Source organism: Streptosporangium carneum, from assembly GCF_027922005.1.
GTDB lineage: Bacteria > Actinomycetota > Actinomycetes > Streptosporangiales > Streptosporangiaceae > Streptosporangium > Streptosporangium carneum.
Map to the genome: position 1 here is coordinate 462710 of NZ_BSEV01000001.1, position 12954 is coordinate 475663.

The 12954-nt window shown below is 69.6% G+C and carries 12 protein-coding genes and 1 tRNA gene; 9 read left to right on the forward strand and 4 right to left on the reverse strand.

Annotated features, from left to right (window positions below; all coding sequences use genetic code 11):
* Positions 1 to 11 precede the first annotated feature (11 nt).
* Positions 12 to 1142: a M20 family metallopeptidase gene (locus PKF00_RS02165; protein ID WP_271215607.1), complete on the reverse strand. Its 1131-nt coding sequence runs from the start codon at positions 1140 to 1142 to the stop codon at positions 12 to 14.
* A 431-nt stretch (positions 1143 to 1573) separates the two neighbouring features.
* Here PKF00_RS02165 and PKF00_RS02170 point away from each other — a divergent pair, with 431 nt between their 5' ends.
* The 4 genes from PKF00_RS02170 to PKF00_RS02185 all read left to right on the forward strand — a co-directional run bounded on the left by PKF00_RS02170 (position 1574) and on the right by PKF00_RS02185 (position 5755).
* Entirely contained in the window at positions 1574 to 2836 is a 1263-nt protein-coding gene (locus tag PKF00_RS02170; protein ID WP_271215608.1) for an MFS transporter, read from the forward strand.
* Between the two features lie 225 nt (positions 2837 to 3061).
* Positions 3062 to 4171 carry a ferritin-like domain-containing protein gene (locus tag PKF00_RS02175; RefSeq protein WP_271215609.1) on the forward strand — a complete coding sequence of 370 codons (1110 nt, stop codon included), beginning with the start codon at positions 3062 to 3064 and terminating at the stop codon, positions 4169 to 4171.
* A 306-nt stretch (positions 4172 to 4477) separates the two neighbouring features.
* The gene (locus PKF00_RS02180) at positions 4478 to 5170 is read left to right on the forward strand and encodes an HAD family hydrolase (RefSeq protein WP_271215610.1); all 693 of its coding nucleotides are present in this window, start codon (positions 4478 to 4480) and stop codon (positions 5168 to 5170) included.
* A 75-nt stretch (positions 5171 to 5245) separates the two neighbouring features.
* Entirely contained in the window at positions 5246 to 5755 is a 510-nt protein-coding gene (locus PKF00_RS02185; protein ID WP_271215611.1) for an NUDIX domain-containing protein, read from the forward strand.
* 183 nt (positions 5756 to 5938) lie between these two features.
* Here the strand turns inward: PKF00_RS02185 and PKF00_RS02190 are convergent, their stop codons facing one another.
* The 3 genes from PKF00_RS02190 to PKF00_RS02200 all read right to left on the reverse strand — a co-directional run bounded on the left by PKF00_RS02190 (position 5939) and on the right by PKF00_RS02200 (position 8358).
* Complete coding sequence (locus PKF00_RS02190) at positions 5939 to 7012, reverse strand: polysaccharide deacetylase family protein (RefSeq protein WP_271215612.1); 1074 nt, start codon at positions 7010 to 7012, stop codon at positions 5939 to 5941.
* A 382-nt stretch (positions 7013 to 7394) separates the two neighbouring features.
* Complete coding sequence (locus PKF00_RS02195) at positions 7395 to 7817, reverse strand: ATP-binding protein (protein ID WP_271215613.1); 423 nt, start codon at positions 7815 to 7817, stop codon at positions 7395 to 7397.
* A gap of 163 nt (positions 7818 to 7980) precedes the next feature.
* Positions 7981 to 8358, reverse strand: a complete 378-nt coding sequence (locus PKF00_RS02200) for an STAS domain-containing protein (RefSeq protein ID WP_271215614.1) — start codon at positions 8356 to 8358, stop codon at positions 7981 to 7983.
* 455 nt (positions 8359 to 8813) lie between these two features.
* Here PKF00_RS02200 and PKF00_RS02205 point away from each other — a divergent pair, with 455 nt between their 5' ends.
* The 5 genes from PKF00_RS02205 (at position 8814) to PKF00_RS02225 (ending at position 12728) form a co-directional block, all read left to right on the forward strand.
* Positions 8814 to 9098 (forward strand): GNAT family N-acetyltransferase, encoded by a 285-nt coding sequence (locus PKF00_RS02205; protein WP_271215615.1) that lies wholly within the window; start codon positions 8814 to 8816, stop codon positions 9096 to 9098.
* A 65-nt stretch (positions 9099 to 9163) separates the two neighbouring features.
* Positions 9164 to 10873 (forward strand): pentapeptide repeat-containing protein, encoded by a 1710-nt coding sequence (locus PKF00_RS02210; protein ID WP_271215616.1) that lies wholly within the window; start codon positions 9164 to 9166, stop codon positions 10871 to 10873.
* 438 nt (positions 10874 to 11311) lie between these two features.
* On the forward strand, positions 11312 to 11431 hold the full coding sequence (locus PKF00_RS02215; RefSeq protein WP_013130296.1) for a DLW-39 family protein: 120 nt from the start codon (positions 11312 to 11314) through the stop codon (positions 11429 to 11431).
* Between the two features lie 29 nt (positions 11432 to 11460).
* Entirely contained in the window at positions 11461 to 12201 is a 741-nt protein-coding gene (locus PKF00_RS02220; protein WP_344925742.1) for an HAD-IA family hydrolase, read from the forward strand.
* Between the two features lie 451 nt (positions 12202 to 12652).
* Positions 12653 to 12728 (forward strand) — tRNA-Ala (locus PKF00_RS02225).
* The last annotated feature ends 226 nt before the right edge of the window (positions 12729 to 12954 follow it).

Sequence of the window (12954 nt, forward strand, 5' to 3'; positions counted from 1 at the left end):
CGACTATTCGGTCAAGACGGTGCCGCCAGCACTCGCTCGACGAGGGCGGCCAGCAGCGCGGCCCGGTCCGGCATCGCCCGCACGTCGACGTACTCGCCGCGTGCGTGCGCTCCGCCCCCGACGGCGCCGAGCCCGTCCAGGGTCGGCACGCCGAGCGCGCCGGTGAAGTTGCCGTCGGAGGCGCCGGGCGCGTGCGCGCCGTCAGGCGGCGGCAGGCCGATGTCCTTCGCCGCCGCCTGCGCCATCGCCAGCAGCGGCAGCGCCGCCTCGGGCGTCAGCGGGTACCGGTTGATCCCGCCGTCGACGGACAGCGTGGCCTCGGCGAGGCACGGGGACAGCTTGCGGATCCTCTGGTCCACCCGGTCCAGCTCCTCCCGCGACCACGCGCGGACGTCGACGGACAGGACCGCGGTCTCCGGCACCGTGTTCGTCGTGGTGCCGCTCGTGAGCAGCGTGGGGGTCACACTCGTCCCCTCGGAGGCGGACGCCAGTGCCTGCAGGGTGAGGATCTGGTGGGCGACCTCCACGGTGGCGTTGACTCCCCGCTGCGGCTCGACACCGGCGTGGGCGGCCCTGCCGTGGACCGTGAACCGGTAGACGGACCCGCCCTTGCGCGCGACCTTCAGCTCTCCCGTGGGGGTGCTCGCCTCGCAGACCAGCACCGCCCCCGAACGCAGGGCCTCGCGCTCGATCAGGGAGCGCGAGGTGACCGAGCCGCTCTCCTCGTCGCAGGTGAGCAGCACCCCGACCCGGGAGGTGTCGGCCATCAGGGCCAGCGCGGCGAACATCTGCACGATGCCCGCCTTCATGTCGCACACCCCCGGCCCCGTCGCGGTCCCGCCGGTGACGGTGAACGGCCACTGCTGGATCGTGCCCGCGGGCCACACCGTGTCGAAGTGGCCCAGCAACAGCACCCGCTGCTCCGGAGCGGCCCACAGCAGGTGGGGCAGACCGTCCCTGACGACCCGCCGCGCCGGCCTGCCGAGCACGCTCTCCCCCCAGCTCGCCACCAGGTCGGCGCAGGCCGTCAGGTGGCCTGTCGAGCCGGGGGGCGACTCGCACGAGACCAGCTCTCCCAGCCGGTCCACCATCTTCGCGGCGTCTTCGTGCGCCGCCCATCGCATGGCGCTCAGTTGCTTCATCGGGCTCCTTCGGCGTGGACGCCCTCCGGCCGGGTGACGGGTGCCGGGGGCCTGGGAAACGCGGAGCGACGCCGTACTCCCACCGGTGCGCGTCCCGTGGACCCTCGCCGTGACGAGGGTCCACGGGACGCGCCTGGAGTTCGGCGTAGTGCTGGAAGTGCCTTGAAAAGATGCCAATTCGCTAAGTGTCGGAGATTTCATCCTTTGAGGCTTCTTCCGCGTTGCCCATCTCGCGCCCGTCGGTTCGGCGCGGGCGTGAACCGCACGGCGGCGGCACAGACGACGGGCACAGACGACGGGCACAGACGACGGGCACAGACGCGGTGAGTGCGGGCGCGGGCACGGGGCGAGAAATTCATGCGACATACGACCGAGAAACCGAGAAGATGGGTTCTCTTTGTGCTTTGTGTCGTTTTTGAAGGAGCCAGCAAGTGCACAGCTACCGGCGCGATCTCGACATGCTCCGGCACCGGGGGTTCGCCTTGCTGCTCACCGCCAGGACCATCTCGACGCTGGGCGCCTCGTTCGCCCCGGTGGCCCTCGCCTTCGGCGTCCTGGCGCTGCCCGGGGCGACGGCCAGGACGCTCTCGGTCGTCCTCACCGCCGAGGCGCTGCCGATGGTGGTGTTCATGCTCGTCGGCGGAGTGATCGCGGACAGGCTGCCCCGCCATCGGGTGATGATGGCGGGCGAGACGCTCAACGCGGCGGCCTTCTTCTGCCTCGCCGCGATGATGCTCACCGGTTGGACCCCGCTCCCCGCGATGGTCGTCGCGGCGGCGCTCAGCGGTGTCGCGATGGCGGTCCTCTTCCCCGCCCTGACCGGCATCATCCCCGACGTCGTCCCCGCGGACCGGCTGCAGACCGCCAACGCCCTGCTGGGACTGGGCACGAACATCTCGCGCGTCGCCGGGCTCGTCCTGGGCGGAGGCACGGTCGTCCTGCTCGGCGCGGGCTGGGCGCTGGTCGTGAGCGGCATGATGTTCGCCGTGGCGGCCGTGCTCGTGGCCGCGCTGCGCCTGCTTCCCGCGGAGCCCTCCGAGGCCGGGGAGTACGTCAAGGGCAACTCGGTGCTCGCCGACCTGCGCGACGGGTGGCGCGAGTTCATCTCCAGGCAGTGGCTGTGGGTCGTGGTCGCGCAGTTCTCCATGATGATCCTGGCCGTGCAGGCCGCGCACGGCGTGCTCGGGCCGCTGGTGGCCAAGGAGCATCTGGGCGGGGCGCCCGCCTGGGCGGCCGTCCTGGCGGGCGAGGCGGTCGGCATGATCGCCGGTGTCTTCGTCACGCTTCGGCTGCGGCCCCGCCGCCCCATCCTGGTCGCCACGCTTCTCACGCTGCCCACGGCGCTGCCGTACCTTCTGCTCGGGGTGGGGGCTCCGTTGTGGACGATCGTCATCGGGGCCGTCGTGATGGGCGTCTGCTTCGACATCTTCGGGGTGCTGTGGAACACCACGATGCAGCGGGAGATCCCGGCGGAGTCGCTGTCGCGGGTCAGCTCGTACGACGCCCTCGGGTCCCTGATGTTCGGTCCCATCGGCCTGATGCTGGCCGGACCGGCGGCGATCCTGGTCGGTCCGAGACCCGCGCTGCTGGGATGCGCCGCGATCGTCCTGCTGGCCTCGCTGGCCGCGCTGCTGTCGCCCGGGGTGCGGAACCTGCGGGCCCCCGACCCCGTGGAGGAGGTCGCGGCGCACTGAGCGTCCTGGCCGCGCCGAGCGTCATGGGCGGGCTGGGGTGTGGCGCGCCGGGGACGCGCGGGGGCACTCGGGGCGCGCCACGGAGGTGATCACGGCGGGCGGAGGCAGGTCTGTTCTGTCGGTTTTCTTCCCCCTTGCTGTGCTGTCCTTCCGTCGTTGACACCCCCTGGGGCACGTGAAACCGTACGGGCGCCGTACGTCCGCGTGCCCATGGAGGCGGTCATCGTGTCGACTCACCAGCTCTACACCTCCGCTGTCAACGAGCCCGTCTGGGACGTCCCGATGTCGGGTGACGCCCGTTTCGCCTGGGAGTACGACGAAAACAGGGAGAAGCTGCTGGCCCTGTACCAGAAGGGCAAGGACAAACAGTGGGACTCGGTCAAACGCATCGACTGGGACCTGGAGGTCGACCCCTACGACGCGCTCGGCCTCCCCGACCGGTCACTGGCCGTCTACGGCACCAGGCACTGGGAGAGGATGAGCGACCGGCAGCGCAGGGAGGTGCGCCGTCACTACGCGTCCTGGCAGTTCTCCCAGTTCCTGCACGGTGAGCAGGGAGCGATGGTCACCGGGGCCAGGATCGTCGAGACCGTGCCCGACATGGACGCCAAGCTCTATTCGGCGACCCAGACCATGGACGAGGCCCGGCACGTCGAGATCTTCTCCCGGTTCCTGCACGAGAAGATCGGGATGATCTATCCGATCAACGGCAAGCTGCAGGGCCTGCTCGGCGAGACGCTCACGGACTCGCGCTGGGACATGCCCTACCTCGGGATGCAGGTCCTCATCGAGGGGCTCGCGCTGGCCGCCTTCGGCGTCATCCGCGACGCCAGCACCAGGCCGCTGCCCAAGCAGATCCTGGCCTACGTCATGCAGGACGAGGCGCGGCACGTCGCCTTCGGCCGTCTGGCACTGCGCGACTACTACGGTCAGCTGTCGTCGGCCGAGCTGCGCGAGCGCGAGGACTTCGTCATCGAGGGCTGCTACCTGATGCGCGACCGTCTCCGCGGGGTCGAGATCTGGGAGAACTTCGGGATCGGCCGTGACGAGGCCATGGAGATGCTCAAGGACTCGCCGTACATCAGGATGTTCCAGAGCCTGCTGTTCAGCCGCATCGTCCCGTGCGTCAAGGACATCGGCCTGTGGAGCGACCGCATCCGTCAGGCCTACGACGACATGGGCGTGCTGGAGATGTCCAAGGGTGACCTCGACGCCCTCATGAGGCAGGACGAGGAGATCGCGGACCGGATCGACAGCGAGCGCTTCGCCGCCGAGGAGACGGAACGCCGTCAGGAGGTCGACGCGGTGATCGCCGAGGCGGCGGCCTCGTCCTGACCCGGTCTCCTCCCACAGGGGCGCGTCCGGCCCGCCGTACTCCGGCACCCCTTGTGCATGCCGGTCTTACCAGGCGAAAACCAGTGATGTCTCGCAGGGGGGACCTGGTAGTACTGGGTACGGCTCCGCGCGCCCACGGCGTCTCCGAGCCCCGTGAGCCCAGGGCCGAGAGGAGAGCAGACGCGTGGACCTGACCGCCGTTTCCGGAGAAGGGCCATGTGAGGGTCCCGCGACCGCCATCGCCACGGTCCCGCGAGGACGGCACGCCTTGAAGGCCGGCTCCGCGACGTGCGCGGAGGTGACCGCGTGAGGTTCAGGGACCAGGTGCTCGTCTTCGACGCCGACGACACCCTCTGGGAGAACAACGTCCTCTTCGAGCGGGTCATCGACGACTTCCTCGACTGGCTGGAGCACCCCACCCTCGACAGGACCGAGATCCGCGCCATCCTCGACGACGTCGAGGCGGCCAACGCGGCGGCCCACGGGTACGGCAGCAAGGTCTTCCTGCGCAGCCTCGGCGAGTGCCTGGAACGGCTGTACGAAAGGCCCGCGACCGAGGAGGAACGACGCCGGATCGACGAACTGGTCGTCGCGCTCGTCGAGCACCGCGTCGAGCTGGTCCCCGGCGTCGCCGAGACGCTCGCCGAGCTCGGAACCAGGCACCGGCTGCTCCTGCTCACCAAGGGCGACCCGGAGGAGCAGCGGCGCAAGCTGGACGCCTCCGACCTCGCGCACCACTTCGGCGACATCCACATCGTGGCCGAGAAGGACGTCGACGTCTATCTGTGGCTGGCCAGGGAGCACGACCTGACGCCCGCGAACACCTGGATGATCGGAAACTCCCCGAAATCGGACATCCTTCCCGCTCGCCAGGCCGGAATGAACGCGGTCTTCATCCCGAACGACAACACCTGGGTGCTCGAACAGACCGAGCTCGACCCTGACGACGAGCGGGTGCTCCGGCTGCGGACGTTCCCCGAACTCCTCGACCACTTCTGATCCGAGCCGTCCCCGCTCCGGCACGTCCCCGCTCCGGCACGTCCCTGCTCCGGCACGTTCGAGAAAGGCCTCTCCATGACCGCAGGCCAGTCACCTGACGTCGTAGGCGTCCCGTCCGGATCCGCCGGACGCGAGCCGAGGACGCCCGCCGTCTCATGCGTGTTCGTCTGCCACGACGGTCAGGGCCGGGTGCTGCTGGCCCGGCGCGGCGCGGGCGCGCGGGACGAGCCGGGAACCTGGGACTGCGGCGCCGGGGCACTGGAGTACGGCGAGTCGTTCGAGACGGCCGTCGCCCGCGAGGTCCGCGAGGAGTACTCGGCGGAGGTGCTGGAGGCCGAGACGATCGGCGTCCGCAACGTCCTCCGCGAGAACCCCGCCTCCCACTGGGTCGCGGTGATCTTCGCGGTCAGGGTGAATCCCGGTGAGGTCGCGATCGGGGAACCGCACAAGTTCGACAGACTGGACTGGTTCTCCCGGGACGCGCTGCCGAGCCCGCTGCACTCGCAGCTCGCCGAGACCCTCGCGCTCTTCCACACGTGGCGTGAACGCACCTCGCCGCACGGGGAGGACGTCTCCGCGCGATGACGGACACCCGCGTGGCAAGGCCCGTGTGACGGTGCCCGGCGGCGCCTGGGGCGATCGGGCGGCCCTCACCGGCCGGTGGCCTTCACCGGTCGGTGGCTCTGGCCGGCCCGAGAAGGCCGCCCGAGACCGATGGAGCCGTTCCCGTCACCGGTCCCGGAGCCGGTACGGCGGTGGCTCCCCAGGTCAGTACGGCAGCGAGCGGTCGCTGAACCGCTTCGTCACGAAAGGCGCCTTGAACTTCGGGAAGGCGACCGTCTTCACGTCACCGTCCGAGGTGTAGCGCTCGTCACTGTGCGCCTGCAGCCAGTCGAGCCAGGCGGTCGAGCAGAATTTCGCGCAGTCGCCGGTCTTGTCCATCGAACGGATCCTCGGGATGCCGACCGGATTGAACTTCTTGCTGAACGGCGACTCCGCCGGGGTGTACCCGGCCAGGAACACCCCGCCGTAGTCGTAGGAGACGCCCTCGGAGGAGCCCTTGAGGCCCCACTCCTTGGTGCTGGGCTGGTTGCCGTACGGCAGCGCCAGGGTGATCGGGGCCGAGGCGATCAGACCGGTGATGAGCCTGTGCCCGGCGGCGACCTCGGCGGCGACCTGGGCCTGCGACTTTCCTCCCAGGCTCAGGTGGTCCTTGGTGTGGTTGCCGATGTCGAACCCCTTGTCGCGGAGCCACGTCAGCATCTGCGCCTGCTCCTCGGGCGTCGCCTTTCCGAACATGTCACGCGTCACGTAGAGCGTGGCCACGGGCCTGAACCCCGGATGCCGTTTGGCGACGTCCTGGAGGATGGCGACGGCGGTGCCCGGCTTGGGGGTCCCCATCCCGTCCAGGTCCAGCTGCGAGGGTGACGAGTCGTCGAAGGTGAGGACGACAGGGTGCCGTCCCGCGGGGATGTCGATGCGCCCGGTGACGTACTCGGCCGCCGTGATCGGGACGTAGTTCTCCTTGGCCAGCCGTTCCAGCTCCGTGCGGAACTGCTGGGGAGTGCGGTCATCCTGGGTCGTGGGCTTGTCGATCACCCGGTGGTACATGAGCACGGGGATCTGCCCCAGCTCGTTGGCGTGAACCTGCGCCGCCGCGGCCGTTCTGGACTTGGTCGAGGCCGCCTTCCGCGCCTCCGCGGAGGCGGCCGACGCCTTCGCGGCCGCGGCGACCGCGGCTGGGTCCTTGTCCCCCGCCTCTTCCTGTCCCATGCAACCAGCCAGTGCGGCGCCCGTCGCCGCGGTCGTCACAACGATGCAGATCCCCCTGAGACGGCTCATCGACTCCCCCTCACGCGCTGACGATACGCAGGTGATCCCCCGCTGACCTGCGAATCGATCCCCGCGTGAAGCAAAGCTTCGTATCCGGCGAAGTGTTCGCGGGCGGAGGAGGCGTCGGACGCGCGGTGAGGTTCCACGGAGCGGGGACCCACGGGCGAGGATCACCGAGAGACCCCACGGCCCCGGGCCGCGCCCCGGAGCGAGGTCCTACGGGGCGGAGTCCTGACGGGTCGCCCCCGGGTCGCCCCCGGGTCGCCCCCGGGTCGCCCCCGGGTCGCCCCCGGGTCGCCCCCGTAGAGGAAGTCCCATGCCGTCCTGTGCGCAACGGCCCCATGTCGTGTCCTGCGCGTCACGGTTCCCGCAGGGCGGAGTCCTACCGGTCCTACGACCCTTCGGTCCTGCGGCCCTGCAGGGCGGGGACGGGATTCAGGCACATCCGCAGGCGAACCCGTGATCCGCCGGAGGCCTGATGGATGGTGAACTCGTCGCACAGCTGGCTCATCAGCCACAGGCCGAACCCCCGTACGGTGCCCGCGGGCCGTTGCCTCGGGACGTCATGAGGAGTGAGATGGCCCACGGTGTCGACGATGTCCACGGTGATGCGGACGTCGTCATGCCAGACGCTCACCGTGCCCTGGCCGCCGCCGTGCTCGAGGACGTTGATGACGGCCTCGTTGACGGCGATCAGCAGGTCGTCCAGACGGGTGCCTCGCATGCCCGCCAGGGTCGCGTGCCGGAGGAGCCGGTCTCGCAGAGCGCTGAGATCGTCGTCGATCGGCCACTGCTGACCGTGGTCGCCGGTCACGGCACCCCCCTTGACATCGCCTTGTCTGGCAGTCGCCGGGAGAGCGGGTTCACCCGCTCCAGAATCAGGGCGTTGCTGACGAGTTCCATGATGCTAGACATCTGCCCGGTCGTTGCCAACTTACGACCGAGCGGACACCGGAGATCCACGTGGGCGGCCGCGATCACTGCAGCGGCGACCGGCGAGACCTCAGGGACTCGACCGCTTCGGCGACGGTGGGCCGGATGCCGAAGGCCTGGGTGAGCCCGGTCAGATGGAAGAGCCTTTCCAGGCGATGGTGAGGGTTGGCCAGCGCGATCCCGCACCCCCGGTCGTGGACGAGTTTGCGGACGGCCAGGAACACCTGGATGCCGGTGGAGTCGCAGAAGCTCAGGTCTGTCAGGTCGATGACCAGGTCACGCGGCTCCGGGCCGACGGCCTCGTGCAGATCGTGACGGAACCGCTCGGCGTTGGTGTAGTCGAGCTCCCCGGACAGGGCGAGGACGGACACCTGCTCCAGGGTGTCGTCGGGGACGGCGGTGACATGGACGACGGCGGTCACGGGGCTACCTCTGCAAACGGTCGGGTGGGAGAAAGGGGCGGGAAAGGCGCGGCGCGCCGCCGTACGGCGGGGCCGAGGGGCGACGGCGTCGCGGTGCTGTCAGGCGCACCGCCCCGGAAGCCGGAGCACTTCGCTGAATGCCGACGTCGTTCACCCGCAATCTCGAGTCCTCCACGAGGGCGCCGACGCGAGGGAGCCGGCGCGAGGGCGCCGACGCGAGGGCGCCGACCGTCTCGCGATGTGCCATGGTCGACATCACCGTGATGGACCTCAGTTTACCGACCCGCCGAAATCTCGTTGAGTACCTTTTAAGCACCTGTTCACGGGTGAGGTGTCACCGCTCATCCGTGCCCCGCCGCCCCGGGACACCCGCGAGGCGCGCCCGGGGAATGAATCCTCCCGAGGATCGGCTGATCGATACGTCGCCGACCGGCGGCCCGACGAAGGAGGCTCCCGTGCACATCGACGTCAAGCTCTCGCCCACCGGTGACTTCTACGAGGCGGAGGTGGACGGCAAGCACGCGGGCAAGCTGGAGTTCGCCCGACGTGACGGCGTCATCGTCTACATCCACACCGAGGTCGACCCGGAGTTCGAAGGCAAGGGAGTCGGCGGGGCGCTCGCCCGCACCGCCCTGGACGCGGCCCGTGCCGAAGGCGTCCGGATCGTCCCGCGCTGCCCGTTCGTCGGAGGATGGATCAGGCGGCACCCCGAATACGCCGACCTCATCAAGGACTCCTGACCACCCCGGGTCTCTCTGCCCGTCTCCGCTAGGATTCAGGCGTCTCGGGGGAGAAGTGAGTGGAGATGCCTGTTCTTTCCCGCGTGCTCGCCTCCGCGGCGATTCTGGCGGCCACGCTGTCGGCTCCCCTGGCACCGGCCGAGGCCGCGTGCGCGCCGGGAAGCGGGCCGAAGCTGGCAGGCAAGGACCTCACCAGGGTCGCCCTGCCCGCCGACCTCACCTGCGCCGACCTCCACGGCGCCAAGCTGGACGGCGTGAGGGTGCGCAGCACGCTCACGCGGGCCGACCTCAGGGGCGCCTCCCTCAAGGGGGCGGAGCTGTACGACGCGAAGCTGGCGGGCGCGGACCTGCGCGAGGCCGATCTCACCGAGGCGTCCTTCCCCAACGCCGACCTTCGAGGGGCCGACCTTCGCGAGGCGATCCTCGACGACGCCACGCTCCAGCACTCCCATCTGGAGGGGGCCGACCTCTCCGGGGCCACGATGGTCCGGGCCGAGGCGTACTACGCCCAGTTCGACGACGCCAAGCTCGTGGGCGTGGACCTGCGAGAAGCCGACGCCTACTACGCGGACCTGCGCCGTGCCGACCTCACCCGGGTGAAGGCGGGCAAGGCCCGGCTCTACAACTCGATCATGATCAAGACGGTGCTCACGGACGCCGACCTGGCGGGCGCGGAGCTCTACTCCACGGCCGCGGACGGGGCGACCTTCCAGGGGGCCGACGTCACCGAGGCCGACCTGCGCGACGCCATGGGGCTCGACCTCTCCGGCAGCACGGGCGTGCCCAAGGAACTGCCCGCTCCCGCTCCCGGATGCGAGCCCGGCAGCGGCCAGAAGTACGCGGGCCGCGACCTCACCGAGGTCAGGGAGTTTCCCGACGATCTGAGCTGCGCCGACCTGACCGGCGCCAAGCTGGACGGGGTCGACCTGAGCTCCGTACGGCTCGACCGCGCGATCCTACGCGGAGCCTCGCTCACCGGAACCAGGTTCCGCTCCCTCAAGGGAGCCGACCTGCGGGGCGCCCGTCTCGTCGGCGCGGAGTTCGGCAGCGCCGACCTGAGCGGGGCCGACCTCGGTTCCGCCCACCTGTCCAGGGCGAACTTCGGCAGCGCCGAGCTCAGGGGAGCCAGGTTCGTCGGCGCCGACCTCCGCGACGCCCGTTTCGGCAGTGCCAAGGGCGACCGGGCCGACTTCACCAAGGCCCGGATGGATCACGCCGACCTGAGCAGCGGCCAGTTCTTCGACGCGGTCTTCCGCGACGCCGCGCTGATCGGCGCCGACCTGACCTTCACACGTCTCAAGGGCGCGACCTTCAAGGGCGCCGACGTCACCGACGCGGCGACGGACCGCGCGCGGGACGCCGACCTCTCGGGTTCGACGAGCAGGATGGCGGTCGGCTGGATCGTCGTCCTCTGGCTGGCCGGTCTGGTCGCGGCCTTCGTCGCCGTCAGGGTGGCGCTGAGGATCCTGCGGGGCAGGCGGGCGGCCAGACGTTCGGCCGCGGAGTCTCAGGTCCGGTTCGAGGCCTCCAGGCTGCGGGCCGAGGAGGAGGTGACCTCGCTGGGCGAGGAGATCGACCTCCTGGACCAGGAGGGGGCGGAGGCCGAGGCGGACGCCTGGCACGAGGCCCTCGACGCCTACGACGCCGCCAAGGTGGCGCTCGCGGCGGCGAAGGACGACAAGGACCTCAAAGCGGTGAGGGCCATCGTGCACCGAGGGCGCGACGCGCTGACCCGTCCCAGGGGACAGACGGCACGCGAGAGGCCCAAGCCATAGCCGTCGTAGCCGTTGGGAAGACGGCCTGATCGGGCGTTTCATTCCGTTCGCCCTTTCGGCACTTTCAGTCTGTTCGGCCTTCCGCGTAATCACGGTAATCGCACCTGAACGGATGTAATGCCTGGTCAGAAGGGTGTGGAGGGGATGTGCGGCGTTGCCGCCCGCCGATCTTCCCTCGAGGGCAGGCGCCATCGGCCTCTTTCGCGGGCTATCGTGAAGCGGGTATGGCTCGAAGCCCGACTCGTCGCGTATTGCGGCTGTTTGGATGCGGGCCGTACAGCAGGATGATTAGAATCAGCCGGTTGGTGGAGATTGGCCGTTTCGGCTTGTCGCCCGGACCGGATCATGGCCCGATCCCTTGCTAGGCTGCAGGGAAACGTTGGAACCGGGCGTTGTCTCACCCCGGCAGGTGAGACCGTCAAGAAGTGGGGTCACACCGTGAAGAAGCTGCTCGTTCTGGCGCTCGTCGCGCTTGGGGGACTGCTGATCTGGCGCAAGGTGCAGGCGGACCGAGCCGAGCTCGATCTGTGGACTGAGGCCACCGGCAGCGAGAACTGAACAACGCGGCTACCGATTCGGGTGCTTTCATGGTCCTTGCCCAAGATGGGGGAGTAACACCCATCAGGCTTGCCTGTCTGGATCTGGCAGGCACCACGATCGGTGATATCGCCATGGTCGAACGGGCGTTCGCCGAGGCGATCGCCACGCAGGGCATCGTGCCCGGGACCGGTGCGTACGCACGTGCCATGGTGCACGTGCACCGGTCCCGGGGCTGCTCGACGATCGACGTCTTCCGGGGCATCTTCCCCGACAACGAGGCCCAGGCCCAGGCGGCGAACCTGACCTTCGAACGCTCCTACGAGGGCGCGATCGGACGCTCCGGCCTCATCCCGATGCCCGGCACCGTGGAGACCCTGGACAAGCTCCGTGACGGCGGCGTCAAGGTCTGCCTGATCACCGGCTTCAGCCGGACCGCACTCAGCCGCGTCCTGGCGGCCCTGAGCTGGTCCGACAGGATCGACCTCGCCCTCTGCCCGGAAGACGCGGGCCGTGGCCGTCCGATGCCCGACATGGTGCTGGCCGCGGTCCTGCGCCTCGGCGTCCAGGACGTCCGCCAGGTCGCGGTGGCCGGAGACTCGGAGAGCGACATGCTCTGCGGACGCCGAGCCGGCGCGTCGGTGGTCGCCGGAGTCCTGAACGGAGTCCACAGCCGGGAACGCCTCCTCAAGGGCGGCGCCACCCACATCCTGGACTCCATCACCGACCTGCCCAGCCTGGTGCTGGACGGCAGCCCGATCGAAACCCCCGTAGGCGCCTCCGCCCACTGAGCGCATCCCTCGGCGTGGCACGGCGACCGCATGTCCTCCGGGGGGCGTCTGCCCTGTTCCAAGGGCTGTCATCCCCCCGATGCGAACCTCCGGCCGCCACAGCGGACAGCACGCCCGCCTTCCGCGACCGGTAACCCCATCGGCACGCCCCCCGGCCCAATGCCCCCAGGGAAGCCTGCTCTGTCTCCAGACAGGAAGCGGCTTGACCGCCCCTCCGCCGCACGCGACTCGCCCGGGCTGAGGCCGTCACCTCGGAAGGTCCTCAGACCTCAACAAGGACACCAAAGGCAACAAAGCCTGAAATACAGTCCACTCCCTGGCACGTCCGCGGTCTCCTCGTGACCACCGGACAGCGGAAGCCGAGTGGCGCGAGAGGGGGTCCTGTTGCTACGGTGTACGACTGAAGCAGGTCGCGAGCGCGTTCTTCCACGCATGCCGGCGACTTGATCTCGGGGCCTTAGCTCAGTTGGCAGAGCGCCTGCTTTGCAAGCAGGATGTCAGGAGTTCGAATCTCCTAGGCTCCACCAGCGCAAACACCCCTCACGCGATCTTCGCTCAGCTCCCTCAGGCTATTAGCCCGCCTTGAGTGGTGGTTTCGCGCTGCCGGGTCACGTCCAGCGAAGTGGTATATGAGCTGACCTTCGGGTGCCTACGGCACTCTGTCGGCCGCGCCACTCCGAACGGGTCTTCGGCTGTGCCTGCGGGCGCTCCACCTTGACCAGTTCCTCGGGCCCTGCGTGGTTTCTCTTAGTA

Bases quoted from the DNA above. Each gene is read 5' to 3' on its own strand.
- PKF00_RS02165 (WP_271215607.1), bottom strand. From the start codon at position 1,142: ATGAAGCAACTGAGCGCCATGCGATGGGCGGCGCACGAAGACGCCGCG.
- PKF00_RS02185 (WP_271215611.1), top strand. From the start codon at position 5,246: ATGACCGCAGGCCAGTCACCTGACGTCGTAGGCGTCCCGTCCGGATCC.
- PKF00_RS02190 (WP_271215612.1), bottom strand. From the start codon at position 7,012: ATGAGCCGTCTCAGGGGGATCTGCATCGTTGTGACGACCGCGGCGACG.
- PKF00_RS02210 (WP_271215616.1), top strand. From the start codon at position 9,164: ATGCCTGTTCTTTCCCGCGTGCTCGCCTCCGCGGCGATTCTGGCGGCC.
- PKF00_RS02220 (WP_344925742.1), top strand. From the start codon at position 11,461: ATGGTCCTTGCCCAAGATGGGGGAGTAACACCCATCAGGCTTGCCTGT.